The sequence below is a fragment of the Microbacterium sp. ANT_H45B genome (assembly GCF_008369345.1).
In the GTDB taxonomy this organism is placed as follows: domain Bacteria; phylum Actinomycetota; class Actinomycetes; order Actinomycetales; family Microbacteriaceae; genus Microbacterium.
In genome coordinates, this window is the sequence record NZ_VOBK01000001.1 from 300,177 (window position 1) to 324,497 (window position 24,321).

Sequence of the window (24,321 nt, forward strand, 5' to 3'; positions counted from 1 at the left end):
ACGACGCGGAACCGGACGTGCTCGTCGCGGGATCAGCGCAGCAGCAGGTTGGGCTGGAGCAGGTACTTGAACGAGTCGAGCCCTGCCTGGTCGACCGAGGTCTGGCTCGTGATGAGCACCGGGCTGAGCTTGTTGGCGTTGTCGCTCGAGGTGAACGTGACGCGCACGAACTCGCTCTTGACGGCGCCGAGCGCCTCGATCAGGTACTGCGGATTGAGTCCGAGGGTCACTTCGTCGCCCCCCGAGAGGATCGCGTCCACCGACTCCGATGCACGGGCGTGCTCGCTGCCGGACGCGTCCATGGTCACTCCGTCGGCCGCGAAGGTGAAGCGCAGCGGGGCGGCGCGGTCCAGCACGAGCGACACGCGGCGGACCGCCTCGACGAGGTCGGCGGTGTTGACAACCGCGTAGTGCTCGGTCTGCTCGGGGAACAGGCGGCGGACCGGCGGGAAGTTGCCCTTGATGAGCAGCGAGGTCACCGTCTTGTTCCCGGCGGTGAACGCGATGATCTCTCGGTCCCCCGCGCCGGAGAAGGCGATCTGGATCGTGCCCGCATGTCCGAAGGTCTTACCGACCTCGAGCAGAGTGCGGGCGGGGACCAGTGCGGTGGCTTCAACCGATTCTCCGTCCCACGGGACGTCGCGGAGCGAGACGCGGTAACGGTCCGTGGCGACGAGGCTGAGGGTGTGACCCGACACCTCGAGCTGGACACCGGTGAGCACGGGAGTCACGTCGTCGCGGGATGCAGCGAAGCCGACCTGTGCGATCGCCGTGCCGAACTCGTCGGCGGGAACGACTCCCGAAGAGCCCGAGACCTCGGGGATCGAGGGATATTCCTCGACGGGCATGGCTGCGAGCGTGAACCGAGCCGACCCGCAGGTCACCGTGATGCCGCCGTCGTCCTCGACGGCGATCTCGATCGGTGCGTTCGGAAGCCGGCTGGCGATGTCGGACAGGAGTCGGCCGTGGACGAGGATCGTGCCCGGCGTCTCGACCGTGGCCTCGATCGTCGTACGAGCGGATGCCTCGTAGTCGAAGGCCGAGAGGGTCAGTCCCGAGCCGTCGGCCTCGATCAGCACGCCGGCGAGGATCGGCTGCGGGTTGCGCTGCGGAAGAAGCTTGACGACGAACGACACAGCCTCGCTGAACACATCGCGATTGACCTGAAACCTCACGGGTGCTCCCTTGTCGTCGTTCTGAGACGTGTCGTCATCGGTCCTGCCGGTGCAGGGCTTCCCATGCTAGCCCCACAGTCGGGCGTACTCCTACGACGGACGTGAAGCCCGCCCCGTCCGAACTCTCCCCACCGTCTGGTGATCGGATCGCCCCTGAAATGAATTAACTCCTTAACGGTGTTAACGCCTGTGGATTCTGTGGATAACTCGGTGGATAGCAGACGCGAGTAAGGAACTACACGGATGTCAGTTGTGGAATCCCTGAGGAATCCGCGGGTGGACGGGGTGAGCCGACCGGAAGTGTCGTCCGCGGTTATCCACAGGTTGCGCCGCTTCCCACACATCCGTCCCGATCTCAGCGGGATCCATCCACAAGTTATCCACATGTGCAAACTGGCATCGATCCGTCATCTCATATGCCTCATCCGGAGACCAGAAGGGGGTCACGACGGCCTCGCGGCTGTCGTGACCCCCTTCGAAGCCGTCGGACGACGCTCAGCGGCGTCCGAGCTGCGTGGTGATCTCGGTCACCTGGTTGTAGATCGAGCGGCGTTCCTTCATGAGCTCGCTGATCTTCTTGTAGGCGTACATGACCGTGGTGTGATCGCGATTGCCGAACAGCTGTCCGATCTTCGGCAGCGAGAGACTGGTGCGCTCTCTGCAGAGGTACATGGCGATCTGTCGTGACGTCGCGATCTGCTGCGATCGGCTCGAGCCGTACAGGTCATCGACGGTGAGCTTGAAGTACTGCGCGGTGGCCGTGATGATGTCGGTCGGCGAGATGATGTTGTCCTCCGCCGTGTCGATGATGTCGCGCAGGACGGTCTGGGCCAGCGAGATGTCGAGCGCGGAGCGGTTGAGGCTCGCGAACGCGGAGACGCGGATGAGAGCACCCTCGAGCTCGCGGATGTTCGAGGACACGACGGTGGCGATGTACTCGAGCACCTCGTCGGGAATGTGCAGCGCCTCGCTCTGGGCCTTCTTGCGGAGGATCGCGATGCGGGTCTCGAGGTCGGGGGCCTGGACGTCGGTGATGAGACCCCACTCGAAGCGGCTGCGCATCCTGTCCTCGAACCCGGTCAGGTGCTTCGGCGCCACATCGCTGGTGATCACGACCTGCTTGTTGTGATCGTGCAGCGTGTTGAAGGTGTGGAAGAACGCCTCCTGGGTCTCGGCGCGACCCTGCAGGAACTGGATGTCGTCGATGAGGAGGATGTCCACCTCGCGGTAGCGCGCCTGGAACGCGGCGCCGCGGTTGTTGGCGATCGAGTTGATGAAGTCGTTGGTGAACTCCTCGCTCGAGACGTACCTGACCTTCACCCCTGCATAGAGGGATTGGGCGTAGTCGCCGATCGCGTGCAGGAGATGGGTCTTGCCGAGTCCGGAGTCGCCGTAGATGAAGAGCGGGTTGTACGCCTTGGCCGGAGCCTCCGCGACGGCGACGGCCGCTGCATGGGCGAATCGGTTGGACTGTCCGATGACGAAGTTGTCGAAGGTGTACTTCGGATTGAGTCGCGACTCGTGCCGCAGCTGCGTGGGCTGCTCCATCGGCGACTCGACGCGCGACTGCTCCTGGCGGCCGTAGTCGGCGACCGCGATCGGTGCCGTGGCCTGCTCGGCGAGCTCGTGGTTGACCACGACACGGTACGAGGTGACCTCTTCGCCGATGTGCGACAGCGCCTCCATGATCGGGAGCCGCAGACGCTTGTTGATCTGTGCCGCGGTGAGGTCGTTGGGCACCTCGAGGTACAGGGTCGCGGCCATGACGCCGGCCGGCACGGCGAGACTGAGGAATCCCTGCAGCTGCGGGGTGACCCGGTCATCCGCTTCGAGCAGCTCCTGCACCGTGGTCCAGATCGGAACGTCGGGCTGGGCAGGTGATGACATGACGCTCCGTGCTGCAGATGTGCGGAGGGCTCCCGAGACGTCAGGACCCTGTGGATAACTCCGGATGCCACGGTAGTCACAGCGGCTGTGAACGGCAACCTGCCCTGAGGAATCCGCGCGCGTGTTGCGCATACGTGCAGGCGAGGGGTTGTGGATAATAGCTGTGCGGATCTCGCAGGTCATCCACTGCCGAAGCGCGCAGATTTGCTCTGCGCGCCGTCAAGACGTACCCTTAATCGGTTGACTTATGCCTGAACGGCAGATCCCTATGTCTCCGGTCAAAATGATCCCGGTGGCAGCATTCCCGGAGTGATTCCATGAGCAAGCGCACCTTCCAGCCCAACAACCGTCGTCGCGCCAAGAAGCACGGCTTCCGTCTTCGCATGCGCACCCGCGCCGGCCGTGCCATCCTGTCGGCTCGCCGTGCGAAGGGCCGCACCGAGCTCTCCGCGTAGAACGCTGTGCTCGCCCGCCCGTATCGTGTGACCCGCGGGAGCGACTATCGACTGGTCGTTCGACGCGGTTCACGTTGTGGCGGAGCCCGCGTCGTCACATCGATGCTGACGACGGGTGAGAGCAGAGCCGCGAGGTTCGGATTCATCATCAGCAAGCAGGTAGGTACCGCGGTGGTGCGCAACACCGTCCGTCGGCGACTCAAAGCCGTCTGTGCGGAGGCGCTGTCACGCGTACCCGAGGGCACGGATGTCGTCATCCGTGCCCTTCCTGCATCCGCGACCGCGAGCTTCTCCGAACTGAGTGCCGATGTGAATCGCTGCCTCGACCGACTCGTGAAGACACGATCATGACCGCCCTACCGGCGTCGTCGATCGGCACGGGACGGATGCAGGCGAGTGACCTGCTGCGCAGCATCCCCCTGATCCCCAGGAATCTCGTGCTGGGTTTCCTCACCGGGTACCGCAAGGTGATCTCCCCGATGTACGGAGACGTGTGTGCGTACTACCCATCCTGTTCGGCTTACGCTGTAGGGGCGGTGCAACAGCACGGTGCCGTGCGGGGAACAGTGTTCTCGGCGTGGCGCATTCTCCGTTGCAATCCCTGGAGTCACGGCGGCGTCGATGACGTCCGTCCGCATGAACACTTCCGCTATGACCTGACCGCTCGCGGTTTCGTCGTCCCTTCCCGAAAGGACTGATCGGTGGGTCTTGACCTTCTGTTCGCCAGCGCAACACCGTCGCCGGCGCCTGCCTCCGGCGGCTTCGACCTGATCGGCACCATCCTGTGGCCGCTCAAGTGGGTCGTCGAGCTCGTTCTCGTCGCCTGGCACTGGCTGCTGACCGCGGTCGGCCTCCCGGCCGCATCCGGTCTGACCTGGGTGCTGTCGATCGTCGGCCTCGTCATCGTCGTGCGTGCTGCCCTGATCCCGCTCTTCGTGAAGCAGATCAAGAGCCAGCGAAAGATGATGGAAATTGCTCCTGAACTGCGAAAAGTTCAGGAGAAGTATCGGGGCAAGAAGGATCAGCTCTCTCGCGAGGCCATGAGCCGCGAGACCATGGCGCTGTACAAGAAGCACGGCACGACACCGATGTCGAGCTGTCTGCCACTGCTGGTGCAGATGCCGATCTTCTTCTCGCTGTTCAGCGTGCTGAGCGATGTGACCAAGCATCACAATGCCGGTATCGGTGGAGTCGGCTTCCTCAGCGCGGAGCTCACCGAGCAGTTCTACGACGCGAAGCTGTTCGGTGTGGCCTCGCTGCACGAGACTCTCGGCAACGCCGTGGACGCGGGGAACACCACCGCGATCGTCATCCTGGTCACGCTCGTCGTCCTGATGATCGGATCGCAGTTCTTCACGCAGCTGCAGATCATCTCGAAGAACCTGTCGCCCGAGGCCAAGACCGGCCAGGCGTACCAGATGCAGAAGATCATGCTCTACGTGCTGCCGCTCGGGTTCATCTTCTCGGGAATCTTCTTCCCGCTCGGTGTCGTCGTCTACTGGTTCATCTCGAACCTGTGGACCATGGGTCAGCAGTTCCTCGTCATCCGCGAGATGCCGACTCCCGGCTCCGAGGCCGCGAAGGCCCGTGAGGAGCGCCTGGCGCGCAAGGGCAAGGCCATCGATTCCTCGGGCAAGGTCGTGCCGATGGCGGTGTACGAGGCTGAGCAGCAGCGCATGCTCGACGAGGTGGAGAAGGCCAAGGCCGAGGCTCCCAAGCGTCAGCAGCCGGTCGGTAAGAAGCGTTCGAAGAAGAAGGGGAGCGGTGCATGACGGAGAACATCACGGCCATCGAGGAGCCGACAGTCGCACAGCTCGAGAACGAGGGCGACATCGCAGCTGACTACCTCGAAGAGCTCCTCGACATCGCCGACATCGATGGCGATCTGAACCTGGACGTCCGTCAGGGTCGGGCATACGTGTCCGTCGAAGCCGAGGGGAATGGTCTCTCTCTGCTGTCGGCACCTGACACGGTGCAGGCTCTGCAGGAGCTCACTCGTCTGGCAGTTCAGAACCGGACAGGCTCGTTCTCGCGTCTCATCCTCGACATCGGCGGCTCGCGAGACGCGCGCCGGGCACAGCTCGAAACCCTCGTGAACGCGGCCGCTGCCAAGCTGGACGAGGGCGCGAGTCAGGCATCCCTTCCCGCGATGTCGAGCTACGAGCGCAAGCTGGTGCACGACATCGCTGCCGATCAGGGTCTCGTGTCCGAGTCCTACGGCGAGGGTGCCGACCGTCACACGGTTCTCCGTCGTCGGTGATGTTCCACGTGAAACATCACGTCGGACTCCGCCGGTGAGTGTGCTCGAGCCGGAACCGGTGGTAGCCGCCGAGCTGTTCGGCGACAGGATCGATGTCGCCCGTCAGTTCACCGCGGCGCTCGCGGATCAGGGTGAGGAGCGAGGGCTCATCGGTCCTCTCGAGCTTCCACGACTGTGGACGCGACACATCCTCAACAGTGTGATCGCCGCCCCGCTCTTCCATGGATCGGTTGCCGATATCGGGTCGGGCGCAGGATTGCCCGGACTGGTTCTCGCAATTGCGCGTCCTGATGTGCACTGGACTCTCATCGAGCCGATGGAGCGACGGATCACCTGGCTCAATGAGCAGGTAGAGGCACTGTCACTCGACAACGTCGAGGTACTGCGCGCCCGCGCCGAAGACGTCGATCGCCCCGGCGGGTTCGATGTGGTCACCGCTCGTGCTGTCAGCGCGCTGCGAACCCTGTTGCCGCTGACCGCACCTCTTGTGCGTGATGGCGGTGAACTCGCGGTACTCAAGGGGATGAACGCCGCGAACGAGATCGACGCGGCGCAGAAGCAGATCAAGAAGTATCGGCTGTCTGACGTACGGGTCGAGGTGCTGGGAGAGGGCGTGCTGCCCGAGATCACCAGAGTGGTGCGCGCGACCGTCCGGTGAGGCGCTCTCCCTCCGTCGGCGTGATGTCCGTATGGCGGCGTGATCGTTTGTCGATTGTTCGACTTTTCGGGTTATCGCTAGTTCTACGTTTCGTGTTGCGCCCGACGGTGGGTGCTGCTCTCCAGTGGGATCCCGGCGGATGATGTGAGCATATAGTCGCCGTGTCTCGAGTGCTGCGGGACTGGCGCAGGCCGGGTCGAGTCACTGTCATGCGTCACCTCGGGTATCACGTATGCGACTCTGCGGAGCAGTGCGCTCCGAGAGACCACTCGCTGCTGTGACTGCGGAGCGGACTCGTCTCCTAGGAAGGCCTATCGTTGCGCCGGGGGCACCGGGGCCGCCGACGAAGCTGCAGTGTTTCACGTGAAACGCGGCGGACTTCAACGACTCGATGTTCCACGTGAAACATGTGAGGTGTGATGGAGCGGGTGTTCGTCGCGGAACAAGCGGACTCCGTTCGAGGGTGATGTTTCACGTGGAACATAAAGCTAGCCGCAGCCGCCCGAGGGATCGCAGAGCTTCGCATCCGTGTTGCTCGTCGATGCGGCCTGGTGGTTACGCCTCGGTAGTCCCGCAAGGTGTGGGAAGTTCATGCAGAGCGGCAAATCTGTTGCGTATGTCCTCGACCGGACGCGGGCCCACCACCTGTCACGGCGTGGCCAGTCCTTGGTCGTCTGCCAGACCCGCGGGGGAGTGGCGCCCGCGGTGGAGAGCTTCGGTGATTGCCTCCTCCCTATCAGGGCGGGGCAGCGGATGATCCCGGTCAGCGCGAGGGTGGTCGACCCCCACTCGAGTGACGCTCCATTGGTGATGATGCTGGAGGGACTGATCTTCGGGGTCCTCGTCACGTGCCGGGATGTCAGACATCCGGGTGGGTGGTTCTCGCAGCCACGGCGATCGGGATGGGCGCTCTATCGGTGAGGAGTGGACCAGCCGGTGGACGTCGAGAGATTCGGTCATGTGATGAGAACTCGAACCGGCACGCAGCGTGGTGGTGGTGAAGCTCTCGTGGTGATGATCCTCGAGTGATGCTGAATTCCCGGGGGACGAGTCCCGGGGGATCGTCGAGTTGCACACAGCCGTAGGGGAGGGGCGGAGACACCGGCGCTAGGAGCCCAGCCGGTGCTGTGTGATCGGGGTCGGACGTGCTTCGCGACACACCGCCGGCAAGTGCCTCGTCGGGAGGCACCATCCTCGTGGCGTGTGTTCCATCCGTAGGAGGGTGAGCTCACGGGCACCGCGGAGGGGAACTGGTGTCGCACCCGGCGTCTTCGCCCTCGTCGAGCTCATCAGGAACCGGCTCTCGACGAGATATCCACCTTGCGCGGCCGAGCGGAGTGCGATGGTTCCCTCAGATCCCCGGGTCCTTTCTCCCTCCATATAGGACGTCATCGGTGAGAGGACCATGCTTCTGGCGAGGCGAGGCGAGGCGAGGCGAGGCGAGGCGAGGCGAGCAGAGTAGAGCAGAGGTTGGGTTCGACCTCATCCTGGCTATTGGGAGCGCCCGCTCTGACTCTCAGCACCTGTTCCTCTCGGGCACAAGGAGCCCGCGTTTCACGTGCAACACGGGCGTGCCGCTTCGGAGATCGGCGCAGAGGTCAGCGCCCGCTCGGCCCAGAGAGGGGGGATGCGCCCCGCCAGCTCTCAGTAGCCGCCGCAGCGTGGTCGACCGATATCGAGATAGCCTCATGGTGTGACGAGGATACTGATCACGGGGATGTCGGGAGTGGGGAAGTCCACGCTCTTATCGGTTCTGGGGAATCGCGGTCATCGGGTGATCGATACGGACTACGGAACGTGGAAGACCGCAGACGGACTGTGGGATGAAATGCGACTGTCTGCGTTGCTGGACTCGGCGCCATCCGTCGTCGTCGCGGGAACCGTGGAGAACCAGGGAAGGTTCTACGATCGATTCGATCACGTGGTCTTGCTCTCTGCACCCGAGGATGTGATTCTCTCTCGAGTCGCTTGCCGCACGAACAATCACTACGGTCATACCGAGAGCGATCGGCGGGAGACTCCCACGTATCTCCAGGATGTCGAACCCCGGCTGCGCGCGACTGCGACAGAGGAACTCCACGGCACGGACACCCCAGATCACCTCGCCGATCGTATCGAGCAGCTTCTTCGGGAGTAGGTGTTTCACGTGAAACAGGCGGAACGAGAGGTCGTCTGTCCGGAACAGGGGACTGTGGTCGGGGATACAGCTATGCCACAGGGCCCTGGAGCCCACGGAGGTAGCTGTGCTCCTGCACAGGTGAGCCCGACATGCCGGACCCAACTCCGACGAGGTCATTGCAGCTCGGACTCCCATCAATGCCGAATCGCTCCCACTGAGACGGGTCGTACTCGTGTGCGCGAACCCTCAACCCCCGATCACGCGTGGTTTCCTACTTCCGTCTCACTCGGCATCGGATACACGATCTTCAGGAGTCGGAGGCGACGGACGCCGGGATACACCCGGGCGCTCACCGTCACTGTCTGCCGCAACGATTAGAGTGGAAGGCGGCCCCGAAAGGAGTGGATGTTTCACGTGAAACAGCCCGAAAAGGCATCACCGAAGAGCGATTTCGGGATGGACACACCCCTCGCACGGGAGATCGCCGACCTGTCCGCCCGTCGACGCGCTCTCGACGGTGTGCAACTCCACTTCGGCGGAGAGACTCGCATCCTCACAGTCTCGAACCAGAAGGGCGGGGTCGGTAAGACGACCAGCGCGGTCAACGTCGCGGCCGCTCTCTCGGGCCTCGGAGCGAAGGTCCTCGTCATCGACCTGGATCCTCAGGGAAACGCGTCCACCGCGCTCGGCGTACCGCACAACGCGGAGACCCCGAGTGTGTACGACGTGCTGATCGAGGACACCGCACTCGCCGATATCGTGCAGCAGAGCCCTGAGGATGAGAACCTCTTCTGCGCCCCCAGCACCATCCACCTGGCCGGCGCGGAGATCGAGCTCGTCGCCCAGGTCGCACGTGAACACCGTCTCCGCAGGGCGCTCGATGTCTACCTCATCGACAGCCCCATGGACTTCGTCATCATCGACTGCCCACCGTCGCTCGGACTCCTCACCATCAACGCCTTCACGGCAGCGCGTGAGGTCTTCATCCCCATCCAGTGCGAGTACTACGCACTCGAGGGACTGAGCCAGCTGCTGGGCAGCATCCAGATGATCCAGAAGCACCTCAATCCGGACCTTCACCTGTCGACGATCCTCCTCACGATGTTCGACGGGCGCACCCGTCTCGCACAGCAGGTCGCCGACGAGGTCCGCACCCACTTCCCGCAGCAGGTTCTGGACACCGTCATCCCGCGCTCCGTGCGGGTGTCGGAGGCACCGAGCTTCGGACAGACCGTGATCGCCTATGACGGGCAATCCGCCGGCGCCGTCGCCTACCGCGAGGCCGCTGTCGAGATCGCGTCGCGCACGGCGACGCAGAGCAAGGAGAAATGATGGCGAAGCGCACTGGACTGGGTCGGGGCATCGGTGCCCTCATTCCGACGGCGGATCAGTCGGAACGCCCCGTGGACGTCTTCTTCCCCGGAGCGAGTCTGCGATCGAACCAGGTGACCGCGCCGGTCGAGCCCGCTGCCGACCTCGAGGCGGTGCCCGGCATCCATCTCATCCAGATCGATCCTCAGAAGATCGTGCCGAACCCGCGGCAGCCGCGTACGCACTTCGACCCGAGCGACCTCGCGGAGCTCGTGCACAGTGTGCGCGAATTCGGCGTCCTGCAGCCGGTCGTGGTTCGCAAGAACGCGGATGGCGAGTACGAGCTGATCATGGGGGAGAGGCGCACACGCGCCGCGCGCGAGGCCGGTCTGGACGCCATCCCCGCAGTGGTGCGCGAGACGGCGGACGAGGATCTGCTGCGTGACGCCCTTCTCGAGAACCTGCACAGGTCGGAGCTGAACCCTCTGGAAGAAGCCTCCGCCTACCAGCAGCTGCTGGAGGACTTCGGCATCACCCAGGAGGAGCTGGCCACGCGCATCGGTCGATCGCGCCCCCAGATCAGCAACACGATCCGCCTGCTCAAGCTGCCGGTTCCCGTGCAGCAGCGCGTGGCGGCCGGCGTGCTGACGGCTGGGCACGCACGCGCGATCCTCAGCCTCGACACCCCGGAAGCGATGCAGCGCCTCGCCGACAAGGTCGTGAACGAGGACCTCTCGGTCCGCGCCACCGAGGTCGCCGCCAAGACGGAGCCGACCACAGCGACGCGCACCGCGAAGCCGACGCCCGGGGCCCGTCGTGCCTACCTCGACGAGGTCGCAGGCAACCTCGGAGATCGCCTCAACACCCGCGTCAAGGTCTCGTTGGGTGCACGAAAGGGGCAGGTCATCATCGATTTCGCATCGATTCAGGACCTGAACCGCATTCTCACCGAGCTCGGCGAATCGGGCTACGGTTCGGCGTGACACGCCCCTGCAGGAGCTGACGGGACGTAGACTCCCGACATCGCGATGATGAGAGGGATGCCATGGCCACTGCATTGAATCCGGAAGGCGTCCGGCGCCGCGTCATCGCGGTCAGCATCGCCGCCGCCCTCGGCGGTTTCCTGTTCGGCTTCGACACGGCCGTGATCAACGGTGCGGTCGACGCTCTTGCGGGCACGACGTCGGGCTTCGACCTCGGCGTCGGGCTCAAGGGCTTCGCCGTCTCGTCCGCGCTGATCGGCTGCGCGGTCGGGGCGTGGTTCGCGGGGCCGATCGCGAACAAACGCGGACGCATCCCCGTGATGGTGGTCGCGGCGGCGATGTTCTTCGTCTCCGCCATCGGCTCCGGTCTCGCCTTCAGCGTGGTCGACCTCATCATCTGGCGGGTGATCGGCGGACTCGGCGTCGGAGCGGCGTCCGTCATCGCGCCGGCCTACATCGCCGAGGTCTCTCCCGCGGCCATCCGTGGCCGGCTGGGATCACTCCAACAGCTCGCCATCGTCACGGGCATCTTCGCGGCCCTGCTGTCGGATGCCCTGCTCGCGAACCTCGCCGGCGCGGCGGACCAGCCGCTGTGGGGGCTCACCGCCTGGCGATGGATGTTCATGGTCGCGGCGATCCCCGCGCTCGTCTACGGGCTCATGTCCCTGAGGCTTCCCGAGTCGCCGAGGTACCTCGTGCGCAAGGGCGACCTGAAACGGGCGGGGGAGGTCCTGCATACGGTGACCGGCGCCGTCGACGTCGAGGCGAAGATCAAGGAGATCACCAGCACGATCGACACGGAGCGCAAGGAGTCCCTGAGCGATCTGCGCGGCAGCCGCCTGGGCCTGAAGCCGATCGTGTGGGTCGGCATCCTGCTCTCGGTCTTCCAGCAGTTCGTCGGCATCAACGTCATCTTCTACTACTCGACCACGCTGTGGCAGTCCGTCGGATTCGACGAGTCGAGCGCGCTGCTGACCTCCGTCATCACGTCGGTGACGAACATCGTGGTGACGATCGTGGCGATCCTGCTCGTCGACAAGGTGGGCCGCCGCATCATGCTGCTCGTCGGCTCCGTCGGAATGACCGTGACGCTGGGTCTGATGGCACTCGCGTTCTCGTTCGGCACGCTGGATGCCGAGGGCACGGCGACGCTGCCCGACCCCTGGGCCACGGTGGCCCTGATCTGCGCCAACGGGTTCGTGGTGTTCTTCGGAGCCACCTGGGGCCCGCTGGTCTGGGTGCTTCTGGGAGAGATCTTCCCGAACTCGATCCGCGCGGGGGCCCTCGCGGTCGCCGCGGCGGCGCAGTGGGCGGCGAACTTCTTCATCTCGACGACGTTCCCGATCTTCGCTGACATCGGCCTCACGTTCGCCTACGGCTTCTACGCGTTCTTCGCTCTGCTGTCGTTCTTCTTCGTCTACTTCAAGGTTCCAGAGACCAAGGGCAAGGAGCTCGAGGAGATGACAGACGAGTTGACGGTGGAGCGCCGGGGCACGCGAAAGGCCACGTAGGCTGGAAGCATGACCGAGTCCGTTCCCCGTCGCGCCAGCCTCGAGGTGCTGAGAGCCGAAGCCTCGGACGAGCTCGCCGTGTTGATCCAGGAGCGCCTTCTCGGGGGCGAGGATCCCTGGGATTTCATGGAGGAGCTCCCCAGCGTCGATGAGCTCGTGGTCTTCCTCCTCCGGGCCGACAACATCACCGCGAACGACGGCGTGCGGCCCAACGCGGCTCGTCACTATCGAGTGCTGCGACAGATCGCGTTGGAGTATCCGGAACTCACCCCGGCGGTCTGGCGCCTGCTCGACGAGACGCAGCGTCATCGCCGGTGGGATCCGACGGTCGCCGACGCGTCCTGATCCGTCGGATGCCGCGCATACTCGTCCCGTACGATCCGTCGTGGCCGGCGCGTTTCGCGTCGTTCGCCTCGGAGCTGCGTGAACTCGCCGGTGCGGACTGGGCCATCGAGCACATCGGATCCACGGCGATCCCGGGCATGCGCGCGAAGCCGATCATCGACCTCGCCGTCAGGATCAGGGACCTCGAGGACTTCGGGACTCACCTGACCGCGCTCGAGAGCGGAGGGTGGCGGCGTGGCAGCGCGGTACGCTCGCATCCGGTCATGATCCTCGAGCGTGAGGGCGCTCGTGTCGCGATCGCGCATTTCTTCACGGCCGGGGAGTGGGATGCCGTGCACCAGCGCATCCTGCGTGACTGGCTCCGGTCGCATCCCGATGACGCCGACCTCTACGTGCACGCGAAGTGCGACGCCGTGGCTGCCGCCGCACGCGGGACATCGGCCTACAACGCCGCGAAGACGCCGGTCATCCAGGAGATCGTCGATCGTGCGCGGGCGGCACGGGGACTGCCCTCCGTCCCGGTCTCCGACAAGTAACCGCGGCCGCGCGTCCGGAGAGCGCTCCGGGCGGGCAGGAGCGCGGACGGATGCGGATCCGGACACGGAAAAGGCCGCCACCCCCGAAGGGGTGACGGCCTGGGAAAGATCCTGATCAGCCGATGAAGTCGGCGAGGTCCTTCTCGAGAGCGGGCTTCGGCTTGGCGCCGATGATGGTCGTCTTGACCTCACCGCCCTGGAACACCTTCATCGCGGGGATCGAGGTGATCTGGTACTTCATCGCCAGCTGCGGGTTCTCGTCCACGTTCAGCTTGAGGATGGTGATCTTGTCGGGGTTGTCCGCCTGGATCTGGTCCAGAACGGGGGCGACCATACGACACGGTCCGCACCACTCGGCCCAGAAGTCCACGAGGACGGGACCTTCGGCCTGCAGAACGTCCTGCTCCCAGGTCGCCTGGCTCGTAGCCTTTGCACTCATCAGAGTTCTCCTTGTTCGAGGTTCGCCTACTACAACAGCAGGCGTCGTGAAACTGTTCCCGACCGCTCAGGCCGTGAGGATCTCCGCGGCTTCCGCGGCCGGGACCTCGACGGAGGCGTCTTCGAGATCGGCGAGGAAGTGCTCGGCGTCGAGGGCCGCGACCGTGCCCGACCCGGCAGCGGTGATCGCCTGACGGTAGGTCGGGTCGATCACGTCGCCGGCGGCGAACACCCCGGGAACCGAGGTCTTCGACGAGCGGCCGTCGACCCAGATGGTCCCTTCAGTGGTCAGCTCGAGCTTGTCGTGCACGAGGTGGGTGCGCGGGTCGTTGCCGATCGCGATGAACAGGCCGTCGAGGGCCAGATCGCTGAGTGTGCCGTCGACCGTGTTGCGCAGCTGCACTCCCGAGACGGAGTCACCGCCGAGGATCTCGGCGACCTCGCTGTTCCAGACGAACTCGATCTTCTCGTTCGCGAAGGCGCGCTCCTGCATGATCTTCGAGGCACGCAGCGTGTCCTTGCGGTGGATGACGTAGACCTTGTCGGCGAAGCGGGTGAGGAACGTCGCCTCCTCCATCGCCGAGTCTCCGCCGCCGACCACGGCGATCGTCTTCTCACGGAAGAAGAACCCGTCGCACGTGGCGCACCACGAGACGCCGTACCCGGAGAGACGCTCTTCGCCCTCGATGCCGAGCTTGCGGTACGCCGAGCCGGTCGCGTAGATGAGCGTCTGGGCCTCGTGCACCGTTCCGCTGCCGAGCGTGACCTTCTTGACGGTGCCGTCGAGGTCGAGTTCGGTGACGTCGTCGTAGACGACCTCGGTGCCGAACTTCTCGGCCTGCTCCTGGAACTTGGCCATGAGCTCAGGCCCCTGGATCCCCTCGGGGAAGCCCGGGTAGTTCTCGACCTCGGTGGTGTTCATCAGCTCTCCGCCGACCTCGACGGTGCTCGCGATGAGCAGCGGCTTGAGGTTCGCGCGAGCCGCGTAGATGGCGGCGGTGAATCCGGCGGGACCGGAACCGATGATGATGACCTGACGCATGTGCTCTCCGTCGTAGATGCTGAGACGCCGAAAGACGTTCGACTGCTTCAACCAATGGTAACCGCGCGACATTCCCGCGCGTGGGCGGTCAGCGGCCCGGCAGGAAGCGGCGCAGCATCGAGCCGGCGACCGTGAGCTCCGGGGCGCGCATGAGCGCCAGGATGCCGATGTAGACGACCACGACCACGGCACCGATGATGCAGGTGCCGATCGCGCCGAGGAGCTTGTCCGCGGTTGTCCAGCCGGTGGGGCCCCCGAGCAGCAGGAAGACACCCCATCCCGCGAAACCCGCGGGCAGGGCGGCGACAGCGAAACGCAGGATGGCGGACATCCAGCTTCCGATCTGGAGACCGCCGATCTTGCGGTGCAGGAGCCAGACGGCCACGACGGTCTGAATGGTGCTGGCGAGCGACTGACCGAGAGCGATCGCGGCTGCGAGAGACGTCAGCTCTATGACGCCGGCCGTGAGCAGCCATTGGGCACCGAAGGCACTGACGACCACGAGCGCGCACTGGAAGATCGTGAACCAGAACGGCGTACGCGTGTCGCCGTAGGCGTAGAAGGTCCGCTGCACGATGAAGAGGATCGTCAGAGGAACCAGGCACACGAGGAAGCAGACCAGCACGAGAGCAGCCTCCACGGCGTGCGACGCCTGATTGGTGAACACGCGCGACGCGGGAATGGATGCCGCGGCGACCGCCGCGACCGCGACAGCGATGAAGAACAGCAGCGTGCGGATGCTCTTCGCGATGTCACCACGCACCTCCGCATCACGTCCGGCTGCCGCGTGCTCGCTGATCTGAGTGAAGTAGGGGGTTCCGATCGACAGCACGATGATCGAGTACGGCAGCATGAAGATGAGCCACGCGTACTGGAAGGTGGCGACCGACGCACCGCGACCCGCCGCCTCGGTGAGGATCTGGGTCTGGATGAGACCGGCGATCAAGCTCGTGACCGCCATGAGGAAGGTCCATCCCGCCAGGCGGCCGACATTGCCCAGGCCCACCCCGCGCCAGCGGAAGTCGGGCCGCAGCGAGAGTCCGGTGCGTCGCCAGAAGAACAGCAGTATCGCTGCCTGGATCAGGATGCCCAGGGTCGCGGTCCCACCCAGCGCGGCGATCATCTCGGGCGACCAGTCCGCGACCCGGGTGAGGGGGCCGCCGAAGAGGGCGCCGATGATGAGGAAGCCGATGATCGACACCACGTTGTTGACCACGGGCGCCCACGTGAACGGACCGAAGATGCGTCGTGCGTTCAGCGCTTCGCCCAGCAGGGCATAGAGCCCGTAGAAGAGGATCTGCGGCATGCACCAGTAGGCGAAGGCGGTGGCGAGCGCGAGGAACTCGGGCGACCCCTTCGCCCCGGCGTACAGCAGCACCAGCCAGGGGGAGGCGATCGTCGCAATCCCCGTGATCACGACGAGCGACACGGTCCCGAGCGTGAACAGCTTGGAGATGAACGCGTTGCCGCCGTCGGCATCGGCGCTCGCCTTCACGATCTGAGGGATGATCACGGCCGTGAGCACACCCACCGAGATGAGCGAGAAGACGTTGTTGGGGAGCTGGTTCGCGATCGCGAAGGCATCGGCGGCGCCGGCGTTGACGGAGCCGATCACCCCGACGAGCACAATCGTCCGAAGAAGACCGGTGACACGGGAGATCAGAGTTCCGGCGCCGATCACGGCGCTGGCACGGCCGAGGCTACTCATCGCGCTCCTCGCGGGCTCTGCGCCCATCGACGTCGTCGACGTTCTCGACAATGCCGACGGTCTCGGGCACGTCGTCGGTCTCGTCGGGATCGGCGGCATCCGTCTCGACGCCCGCTTCTGCGTCGCTCTCGCGACGACGGCGGCGCACCGTGCGGATCACGCCGACGCTGAGCAGAAGCACGATCAGCCCGCCGAACAGGGCGAGGCCGATGGTCTCCCATTCGGCCCGCACCGAGACGCGGACCCGCTCGGGCTGGCTGATCTGCACGCCCGTCGGGCTCGACAGTTCAAGGGTCAGCGTGACCTCACCGCTGCCCACTCGCGCCGATACGGGCACCTTCACTCTGCCGTTCGAATTGGGCTGGATGGTCGCCGCCGTGACCTTCTGCACGTCGAGGCGCGGATCGCTCGGGCGCACCGAGAGCATGACGTTCACCGGCCACGGCAGATCGTTGCGCACCGAGAACGGCAGATCGGCGTTGGCCGTGAGCAGCTGGATGGTGCTGGACGGCGGGATGTCCACGGCGTCGAGCGTGGCGGTCGTCGCGATGTGCACCGCGGCGGTCGCCTCGTCGAACTTCTTCGCCGTCAGACCCACGGCGGTCGCACGGAGGATCTGGATGCGCTTGGGGCTCAGCAGCAGCTGACGATCGTTGAGGATCGAGGCGAAGTCGTCGAGGACGACCTCGTCGGCGAGCATCCGCTGCAGTGCGGCGCCACGCGAGGTGTCCGGTTCCGCCACGAGAGAGACGGGGACGCTGGGCGTCGCGAGGACCTCGGTGAGCCCGAAACCGGGGGAGTCGACGGCGGCGATCGCCTCGCGCAGGGCGTCGGCCGAGCGGGTGTCGTCGCGATCGAGCCCCACGAGGAGGGGCGTGGCGGGGTTGGGGAGCGCCGAGAGGTACACCTGCGCGGTGGCCTCGGAGAGCAGTCGCTGGCGGGACGCGGCATCGTTCTCGCTCGCGGCGTCGGAGAGGGCGTCCGACGCGGCGGTGTCCGAGACGAGGATGTCGCTGGTGCCTGCGGTGGCTCGAGCTCCGGCAGCGCCGCCGAGACTGGCGGAGGAGAGGATCGTGACGCCGCCGTCCCCGACGTAGCAGGCGAAGGCGTCGAGATCGGTCGCGGTGACGTCGCTGCGCGGCCACAGCACGCCCGCGGTCGCTCCGTCGACCGCACGCAGATCGGCATCGCTGGGGATGCTCGGGCTGCCGGGCGACGGGCTGGGCGTGCCCGACGACGAGGGTGAGGGCGTCGGGGCGTCGGACGGCGTCTCGCCCGGAGGGGTGGCGAAGTCGCTCGGGTTCACGAACGGCAGGAGCGAGGTCGGCTGCAGCAGCGCGGTGAGCCCGGCCTGCGCCTGGGTAGTCGCATCCGCGTCGCCGAACTGCAGGGCGAAGCGGTCATTGGGCAGTTCGTCGAGCTGGCGCAGCCAGTCCCGGGCGCTCTGCGGTGCGGACGAGCCGAGCACGTTGACGGCGGCGGTGATCGCGGGGTCGATCGCGAGGATGGCGCCTGTGCCTCTGACCCCGTCGATCGCCGCGGTGAGCGCGCCGTCGGGTGCGGTGAGCACCGTCAGCTCCTCCGACGTCAGGAGGGCGCCGCGGGCGGGAGTGGCCGTGATCGGTACGATCACCGCGATCGGAGGATTCGGCGTCGCGGTGACCACCAGCACAGAGGTCGACGTCACGGCATCCGAGTCGTTCTGCCCCTGCGTCTGGGCCCCGCTGAGCGTGGCGCGCAGCGGGTAGACGCCCGGCGCGAGGTCGGCCAGCGCTTCGGGGGGAACGGCGATGGTCGTGGTCGCTGCCGACTCGGCGTCCACTGTTCCCGTCGCGTCGGTGCCGAGCTCGTCGAAATCGCCCGTGACCTCGGCGTCGTCGAGCCAGGAGGTCACCGCGGTGGGGCTCGACAGGGCGGTGCGGTTGATCTCGACGGTGACGCGACCCGCGGAGAGCGATGACGACTCGTCGTTCTGCACGGTCAGCGAGGCGGTGGTGCCGCTGCCCGGGGCGATCGCGCCACGCACGCCCGCAGAGAGGATCAGCTCGATCGCGGGTGCGTCGTCCGCGTCGGAATCGGTCGCGGCGACCGCGCTCCCCGTTCCCGTCGCACACAGGCCGAGAGCGATCGCCGAGATGACGGATCCGCACGCGACGCGCTGCAGGCGCGTGCGGTGGCCGTTCTCGGGGGTGGTCGCGGTCATGGAAGTCTTCCTCGAACGCCGGTGATCTCAGGCTGCTCGTGAGTGCTGACCTTGTGATTCTAGGTGGCACGCGCGAGGAGAACCCTGAAGACGCGTAGAGTGACGGCCGTGTCCGACGCCCCGTTCCCCGTGCCAGATCCGATCCGCGCCACCGCGCTCGCGGCCGACCTCGACGCCGCCGACCTGCGCTCGGAGCCGCTGCGCCGACTGTGGGGAGAAGAAGAGGACGACGCCCTCGCTCGCGGCATGAGGGAGCCGATCCTGCGCGCGATCGCGCACGATGACGGACCGCTCGCGACCCTCGGACGCCTGCTCGTGCTGGGAATGCCGCAGCCCCTCGCGGCAGTGGCCACGGCCCTGCCGACCCTCGGAGCGGACGGCCTGGTGGCTCTCGGGCTGGCGCGCGTGGACGCGGCATCCGTGATCCCGACCGCCCTGCTGCGGCCGCAGTCCTTCGTCGACGCCGACGGCTTCGGCGAATGGTGGATCGCCAGCGATCTCGACGAGACGGCGCTGGACGGCGCCCTCCCCGCCGACCATGTGCTCGGCGTCGGCGGGGCCTCCCGCACGCTCGCCGAGATCGTGATGCCGGTCGAGGTCGACCGCGCGCTCGACCTCGGCACCGGATGCGGCATCCAGGCCCTCCTGGTCGCCCGGCACGCCCGCTCGGTCGTCGCCACCGACATCTCGGCGAGGGCTCTCGCCTTCGCGGAGCTGAACGCGCAGCTGAACGGGGTGTCGACCATCGAGTTCCGCCTCGGCAGCATGTTCGAGCCGGTCGCCGGAGAGACCTTCGACCTGATCGTGTCGAACCCGCCGTTCGTCATCACCCCTCGCGCCGAGGGTGTGCCGGAGTACGAGTACCGTGACGGCGGCCTCGTCGGCGACGCTCTGGTGGAGCAGTTCATCGCCACCGCTCCGCAGCACCTCACACCCGGCGGGTCGGCGCAGCTGCTCGGCAACTGGGAGTCTCGTGGAGGGCAGCGGTCGCTGACCGGTCGAGCGGGACTCGATCGCGTCTCGTCCTGGGTTCCCGGCGAGCTCGACCTGTGGGTCGTGCAGCGCGAGGAGCTGACCCCTCTCGCCTACGCCGAGCTCTGGATCCGCGACGGCGGAACGACGCCACGGGATGCCGCCTTCACCCCGCTGCTGCGCGCCTGGCTCGACGACTTCGCCGCACGCGGGGTGACCGCGGTCGGCTTCGGGTACATCCTGATCCGACGTCCTGCGCACACCGGTGCTCCGCTGCGCAGGCTCGAGCGTCTGCCGCAGCCGGTGTCGAACGTCGGGAGCGCGCTGCGCGACGGCCTCGCCGCACACGACCTGCTGGCCGGGGGCGTTCCACCGATGCTGCTGACCGCGGCGGACGTCACCGAAGCACGCCACCTGCTGCCGGGCAACGACGACCCCAGCATCATCGAGCTGCGTCAGGGAGGGGGCTTCGCCCGGACCCTCACGGTGGATCCTGCGCTCGCCGCGTTCGTGGGCGCGTGCGACGGCGACCTCACGGTCATGCAGATCGTCGCGGCGCTCGCCGACCTGTTCGAGGTGCCGCTCGCCGACCTCTGGGCGGACCTCGAACCGCGCATCCGGCAGCTCATCCTCGACGGCCTTCTCGTGGCGGGTGGTCGGTAGGGAATACCCGCCGACATCCATGCGTTCGAATACACCATGAAGGCTTTCGGATTCCTCTCTTTCGGGCACTACGCCGATGTGCCGGGTTCGGCGACCCGCACGGCCGGCGACATGCTGAAGCAGACCATCGAGATCGCGGAGGGTGCTGACGAGATCGGCGTCAACGGCGCATCGGTCCGTGTGCACCACTGGGCCCGCCAGGCCGCCTCGCCGATGCCGCTGCTGTCGGCCATGGCCGCGCGCACGAAGCGCATCGAGGTGGGCACCGGCGTGATCGACATGCGCTACGAGAACCCGTTCCAGTTCGCCGAGGAGGCGGCCGCCCTCGATCTCATCGCCGACGGGCGCATCGCGCTCGGCGTGAGCCGTGGGTCACCCGAGACCGCGCTGCGCGGGTACGAGACCTTCGGTTTCCACGATGAGGAGGACCCCGAGCGCGGCAGCGTGATCGCACGCGAGAAGTTCGACCTCTTCCTGCGGGCCATCGACGGTGAAGGCCTCGCCCCGGGAGATCCCCGCATGGTCGGCGCCGGACGCTACCTGGCGATCGAACCGCAGTCACCGACGCTGCGCGACCACATCTGGTGGGGCTCGGGATCGCGCGCCACGGCCGAGGAGACCGGACGTAAGGGCCTCAACATGATGAGCTCGACGCTGCTCACCGAGGCGACCGGCGTGCCGTTCCACCAGCTGCAGCGCGAGCAGATCGATCTCTTCCGCGCCGCCTACAAGGAGGCCGGTCACACCGGCGCTCCGCGCGTCTCGGTCAGCCGCAGCGTCTTCCCGCTGGTCTCCGACATGGATCGTGCCTACTTCGGTCTGCGCAGCGAGGAGAACGCCGACCAGATCGGCATCATCGACGGGTTCCGGTCGACCTTCGGCAAGACCTATGCGGCGGAGCCGGACGTGCTGATCCGGCAGCTCCTCGCCGACGAGGCGGTGATGTCGGCGGACACTCTGCTGCTGACCATCCCGAACCAGCTCGGGCCGGAGTACAACCTGCACGTTCTCGAGGCGTTCGCTGAGCATGTCGCTCCCGCGCTCGGGTGGAAGCCCAACACGGAGGGCCCGGTGCAGGGAGACGCGATCTAGCGCAATCCGTTCGTGGTGTGGATCACCCTGAGCCGCTCGCACACGACCGGCATGGACGGGTCGAAGCCGCGCGGATCCTCCGAGTGCGCACGCCAGAACCGCTCATGCGTCTCGCGCCAGTACGCCAGAGTGCGGTCGCCCTCTCCTTCGGCGAAGGCGTGCGCCTCGGAGACGTCGCCGAAGGGGACGACGTCGACGGATGCGGTCTCCACGAGAGCACGCGGTGCTCCGCGTCCGTCGAGAACGATGTTCAGCAGGCCGGGTTCGGGAACGGGGTCGTGCGCGTACTCGTAGTCCCGGAGGGAGGATGCCGTCGCGGTCTTCGTGCCGTCGAGCACGAGGGCCAGGAGATCGTCGGCCTGCGCCGGGGTCGCCCCGAACGCCCAGGCGTCGGGGACGGCCTCAGGCAGCGCCGGCACGGCGGCGCGGCACTCTCGCCAGAACTCGTCGATGTCGAGGGGGTCGTTCATCCGGTCAGCCTATTCGTCGCTAGGGTGCAGTCATGACGAGCGAGCGCGGACCGGAGGAGGAGTGGGACTACTCTCCCCTTCCCGCCGATATGCGGCTCTACGACGCACGCACCTACACCGACCTCGGGACACTCGAGGTCGACGGCGAGACGTTCGCGATCCGCGGGAGCGACGACGGCGCACATCACTACGACTGGGTGTCCGGGCCCAACCCGGGGTACGGCTTCACGGTCGGCGGTGGGTCGTCGCCGCGCAGCCGCGACCGGCACGTGGCAGAGATCCGCGACTTCCTTGCGGCGGTGGATCCGGCGACGGGGTACCTCTGAGGCGGAGGTCGACCTGCAGGCCTCGCGCGCAGCACCGTCGTCGCCCGACGGTCAGGCCGGTCCGAAGAGCTCCTCGCCGTGCTCGTGCAGCAGCCGGTAGGCGTCGGCGAACGTCTCGGGCTCGGGCTCACCGGGCGCGCCGTACTTCGCGATGAGCAGACCGAGCAGCCCGCGGGCGGGAGGAGTCAGCGGTTTCATCTCGGAGGGGTCACCCGGTGTCGGCTCACGCGCCTCGGGATTCGGCGGTGTGTAGGCGGGCGTGGTGATCGGCCAGTCGGCGGGATGCCGCGGCTTGTCGAGGTTCACGACCTCGAAGAGCGTGTTCGCCGACTGATCCCTGTCGTTGAGCGGCTTCAGGCCGTGCAGGCGCGACAGGGTCGCGGTGACGGAACCGTGGTGCATCTCCTCGTGCACGATGGTGCCGCGTTTCGTGTACGCCGACACCGCGATGGCCGGCACACGGCATCCGAGGCGGTCGAAGGTGAAGCCCATCTCGCCGGGCCCCGTGTCGGGCGTCGGCGTCGTCGCGGCCGGAGGCGGCACGTGGTCGTAGCATCCGCCGTGCTCGTCGAACGTGATGAGCAGCAGGGTGTTGACCGCGTTCGACCCCTTCGGGGACGCGCTCGTGCGCACCGCCTCGTAGATGTCGTGGATGAGCCGGTCGCCCGCGCGCACGTCAGAGATCGCGCTGTCGTAGACGGGCTCGCCGTCGGCCTCGCTCTCGCGCGGCGCCCCGAACGGCGGGTGGAAGTCGTTGTGGTCGTAGACCATGCGCGGTTCGATGAACGCGTAGGCCGGGAGCGTGCCGTTCTTCGCGTCGTCGTAGAAGTCCTCCATCGTGCCGAAGTGCTCGGTGCGCCAGTACTTCTCGAGCACCGCCGCGTGCAGCATCCCCGTGAAGGACACCAGCTGCAGCTTGTCGATGTAGATCTTCCAGCTGACCTTCTCGTCTTCCAGGCGGTTGAAGACCGTCGGCGCCGCGGGTGCATCGATCCATTTTCGGTACCCGCCGCCCGCCTGGTTGGTGACGAATCCGTGCGATGTGGAGGCGTGGAAGAACGACCGGTTGCAGAACGTCTGCGACGGCACTCCGGCGAACCAATGATCGAACACCGCGAACTCCGCCGCGAGCGTCGAGAGCACCGGGAGCATCTCGGGCGAGAAGGATCCCATGATGTGCGCCGCCTCCTGCGGGGCGGGGTCGGCGCCCTTGCGCAGCCGACGGAAGTTGATGATGTAGTCCTCGAGGAACCCCGACATCGTGGCCTTCTCGCCATGCGTCGGGGCGTTGAAAGGGGCCGTCATCTGGTCGACGAACAGGTCGGCGTTGCCCGGCGGGTCGACGGTGCCGAAGATCTGCGTGTTGACGTGCGGGTACTCCTCGCCGGGATCCGGGTCGGGCAGGCTCATGATCCGGTCGGTGTTGCCCGTGTACACATGCGCGTCGACCACCGTGCCGTCACGGGCCGTGTTGCTGTGCGTGCCGAACGCGAGCCCCTCGAACCGCTCGCTCGCGGGCAGGTTCTCGGTCGAGTAGAGGTAGCCGAGCAGGTTGTCGAAGGAGCGGTTCTCGCCCATGACCACGACGAGGTGGTCGAAGCCCGGCTCACTGCGGGGGGTGAGCGCGGCGAACGGATCGGGATCCGCCGCGAAACCACGCCGGTCTCCGGCGGCGACGCCTGCGCCGATGGCCGCCCCGCCGGCCCCGCCGATCACGGCACCGGCGAGGGCCGCCCCGCCCATCTTGAGGAATCCGCGCCGTGACGGGTCCTTCGTGCCCTGCGGCTCGTCTGCAGTCATGGAGCCGATCCTAGGCTCGGGCCGCGTCGCGCGCATCGTGTTGGCTACGGTGGGGGCATGACCTCTGCAGACGAGACCTCCATCGCGGCGCGCGTCCAGGCGGTCAACACCGACTTCACCCGACGCCAGACGCGGCTGTTCCTCACGTTCGCGCTGATCGAGGGGCCGGTGCTGCTGCTCCTGGCCGTCGCCATCTACGGCTTCGAGCTCATCGAACCGCAGATCGGCGTCTGGTTCCTCCTCGCCGTCGCCATGATCGGCGGCTTCCTGCTGAGCGCCCTCCTGCTGCGGCTCGTGCAGGCGCGAGCACGCGCGGTCGCACAGGCACGAGGCGACAACCCGCTGTTCTGACCGCGGACCCTTCGCG

General features: G+C 66.6%; 23 protein-coding genes and 1 pseudogene. 16 read left to right on the top strand and 8 right to left on the bottom strand.

Going from position 1 to position 24,321, the window contains the following annotated elements; all coding sequences use genetic code 11:
- Positions 1-32: 32 nt before the first annotated feature.
- Both dnaN and dnaA read right to left on the bottom strand, forming a co-directional pair.
- Positions 33-1,175: a DNA polymerase III subunit beta gene (gene dnaN, locus FQ142_RS01440; protein WP_056414426.1), complete on the bottom strand. Its 1,143-nt coding sequence runs from the start codon at positions 1,173-1,175 to the stop codon at positions 33-35.
- 495 nt (positions 1,176-1,670) lie between these two features.
- Positions 1,671-2,999 (bottom strand): annotated as a pseudogene (gene dnaA, locus FQ142_RS01445) (chromosomal replication initiator protein DnaA); the annotation flags it as partial.
- Positions 3,000-3,379: 380 nt separating this feature from the next.
- On the opposite strand from dnaA, the gene rpmH reads away from it, so the two are divergent.
- The 12 genes from rpmH to FQ142_RS01505 all read left to right on the top strand — a co-directional run bounded on the left by rpmH (position 3,380) and on the right by FQ142_RS01505 (position 13,240).
- Positions 3,380-3,517: a 50S ribosomal protein L34 gene (rpmH, locus tag FQ142_RS01450; protein WP_022889115.1), complete on the top strand. Its 138-nt coding sequence runs from the start codon at positions 3,380-3,382 to the stop codon at positions 3,515-3,517.
- A gap of 27 nt (positions 3,518-3,544) precedes the next feature.
- Positions 3,545-3,868 carry a ribonuclease P protein component gene (gene rnpA, locus FQ142_RS01455; protein WP_235564034.1) on the top strand — a complete coding sequence of 108 codons (324 nt, stop codon included), beginning with the start codon at positions 3,545-3,547 and terminating at the stop codon, positions 3,866-3,868.
- The gene (gene yidD, locus FQ142_RS01460; RefSeq protein WP_149421931.1) at positions 3,865-4,215 is read left to right on the top strand and encodes a membrane protein insertion efficiency factor YidD; all 351 of its coding nucleotides are present in this window, start codon (positions 3,865-3,867) and stop codon (positions 4,213-4,215) included. Before rnpA ends, yidD begins: the two co-directional genes overlap by 4 nt.
- Before the next feature lie 3 nt (positions 4,216-4,218).
- Positions 4,219-5,289, top strand: a complete 1,071-nt coding sequence (yidC, locus tag FQ142_RS01465) for a membrane protein insertase YidC (RefSeq protein ID WP_149421932.1) — start codon at positions 4,219-4,221, stop codon at positions 5,287-5,289.
- Positions 5,286-5,777, top strand: a complete 492-nt coding sequence (locus FQ142_RS01470; RefSeq protein WP_056414441.1) for a protein jag — start codon at positions 5,286-5,288, stop codon at positions 5,775-5,777. The genes yidC and FQ142_RS01470 overlap by 4 nt, the downstream gene beginning before the upstream one ends.
- A 34-nt stretch (positions 5,778-5,811) precedes the next feature.
- Positions 5,812-6,435: a 16S rRNA (guanine(527)-N(7))-methyltransferase RsmG gene (gene rsmG / locus FQ142_RS01475; protein WP_188042323.1), complete on the top strand. Its 624-nt coding sequence runs from the start codon at positions 5,812-5,814 to the stop codon at positions 6,433-6,435.
- Between the two features lie 1,693 nt (positions 6,436-8,128).
- Positions 8,129-8,572 carry an AAA family ATPase gene (locus tag FQ142_RS01480; RefSeq protein ID WP_149421934.1) on the top strand — a complete coding sequence of 148 codons (444 nt, stop codon included), beginning with the start codon at positions 8,129-8,131 and terminating at the stop codon, positions 8,570-8,572.
- A 438-nt stretch (positions 8,573-9,010) separates the two neighbouring features.
- A complete protein-coding gene (locus tag FQ142_RS01485; RefSeq protein WP_188042266.1) occupies positions 9,011-9,886 on the top strand; it encodes a ParA family protein in 876 nt (291 codons plus the stop codon).
- Positions 9,886-10,848 carry a ParB/RepB/Spo0J family partition protein gene (locus FQ142_RS01490; RefSeq protein ID WP_188042267.1) on the top strand — a complete coding sequence of 321 codons (963 nt, stop codon included), beginning with the start codon at positions 9,886-9,888 and terminating at the stop codon, positions 10,846-10,848. Before FQ142_RS01485 ends, FQ142_RS01490 begins: the two co-directional genes overlap by 1 nt.
- A 62-nt stretch (positions 10,849-10,910) precedes the next feature.
- Entirely contained in the window at positions 10,911-12,359 is a 1,449-nt protein-coding gene (locus FQ142_RS01495; protein ID WP_149421937.1) for a sugar porter family MFS transporter, read from the top strand.
- A gap of 9 nt (positions 12,360-12,368) precedes the next feature.
- On the top strand, positions 12,369-12,704 hold the full coding sequence (locus tag FQ142_RS01500) for a hypothetical protein (RefSeq protein WP_045253998.1): 336 nt from the start codon (positions 12,369-12,371) through the stop codon (positions 12,702-12,704).
- A gap of 8 nt (positions 12,705-12,712) precedes the next feature.
- Positions 12,713-13,240, top strand: a complete 528-nt coding sequence (locus tag FQ142_RS01505; protein ID WP_149421938.1) for a GrpB family protein — start codon at positions 12,713-12,715, stop codon at positions 13,238-13,240.
- Positions 13,241-13,355: 115 nt separating this feature from the next.
- Here FQ142_RS01505 and trxA read toward each other — a convergent pair whose 3' ends face one another.
- From trxA to FQ142_RS01525, 4 genes are all read right to left on the bottom strand, one after another.
- Positions 13,356-13,679, bottom strand: coding sequence for a thioredoxin (trxA, locus tag FQ142_RS01510; RefSeq protein ID WP_056414458.1), 324 nt, complete (start codon positions 13,677-13,679; stop codon positions 13,356-13,358).
- Between the two features lie 66 nt (positions 13,680-13,745).
- Entirely contained in the window at positions 13,746-14,720 is a 975-nt protein-coding gene (gene trxB, locus FQ142_RS01515; protein WP_149421939.1) for a thioredoxin-disulfide reductase, read from the bottom strand.
- A gap of 88 nt (positions 14,721-14,808) precedes the next feature.
- Positions 14,809-16,428 (bottom strand): murein biosynthesis integral membrane protein MurJ, encoded by a 1,620-nt coding sequence (gene murJ, locus FQ142_RS01520; protein WP_149421940.1) that lies wholly within the window; start codon positions 16,426-16,428, stop codon positions 14,809-14,811.
- Positions 16,421-18,631, bottom strand: a complete 2,211-nt coding sequence (locus FQ142_RS01525; protein ID WP_149421941.1) for a DUF6049 family protein — start codon at positions 18,629-18,631, stop codon at positions 16,421-16,423. Before FQ142_RS01525 ends, murJ begins: the two co-directional genes overlap by 8 nt.
- A gap of 99 nt (positions 18,632-18,730) precedes the next feature.
- Between FQ142_RS01525 and FQ142_RS01530 the strand changes: the two genes are divergently transcribed.
- Both FQ142_RS01530 and FQ142_RS01535 read left to right on the top strand, forming a co-directional pair.
- Complete coding sequence (locus tag FQ142_RS01530; protein ID WP_149421942.1) at positions 18,731-20,266, top strand: methyltransferase; 1,536 nt, start codon at positions 18,731-18,733, stop codon at positions 20,264-20,266.
- A gap of 36 nt (positions 20,267-20,302) precedes the next feature.
- Positions 20,303-21,358 carry an LLM class flavin-dependent oxidoreductase gene (locus tag FQ142_RS01535; RefSeq protein WP_149421943.1) on the top strand — a complete coding sequence of 352 codons (1,056 nt, stop codon included), beginning with the start codon at positions 20,303-20,305 and terminating at the stop codon, positions 21,356-21,358.
- On the opposite strand, the gene FQ142_RS01540 is transcribed toward FQ142_RS01535, so the two are convergent.
- A complete protein-coding gene (locus tag FQ142_RS01540; RefSeq protein WP_149421944.1) occupies positions 21,355-21,828 on the bottom strand; it encodes an ASCH domain-containing protein in 474 nt (157 codons plus the stop codon). The genes FQ142_RS01535 and FQ142_RS01540 overlap by 4 nt on opposite strands.
- A gap of 32 nt (positions 21,829-21,860) precedes the next feature.
- On the opposite strand from FQ142_RS01540, the gene FQ142_RS01545 reads away from it, so the two are divergent.
- Positions 21,861-22,154 carry a hypothetical protein gene (locus FQ142_RS01545; RefSeq protein WP_149421945.1) on the top strand — a complete coding sequence of 98 codons (294 nt, stop codon included), beginning with the start codon at positions 21,861-21,863 and terminating at the stop codon, positions 22,152-22,154.
- Between the two features lie 51 nt (positions 22,155-22,205).
- Here the strand turns inward: FQ142_RS01545 and FQ142_RS01550 are convergent, their stop codons facing one another.
- Positions 22,206-23,954 (bottom strand): alkaline phosphatase family protein, encoded by a 1,749-nt coding sequence (locus tag FQ142_RS01550; RefSeq protein WP_149421946.1) that lies wholly within the window; start codon positions 23,952-23,954, stop codon positions 22,206-22,208.
- 57 nt (positions 23,955-24,011) lie between these two features.
- Here FQ142_RS01550 and FQ142_RS01555 point away from each other — a divergent pair, with 57 nt between their 5' ends.
- Positions 24,012-24,305: a hypothetical protein gene (locus FQ142_RS01555; RefSeq protein ID WP_149421947.1), complete on the top strand. Its 294-nt coding sequence runs from the start codon at positions 24,012-24,014 to the stop codon at positions 24,303-24,305.
- Positions 24,306-24,321 lie beyond the last annotated feature (16 nt).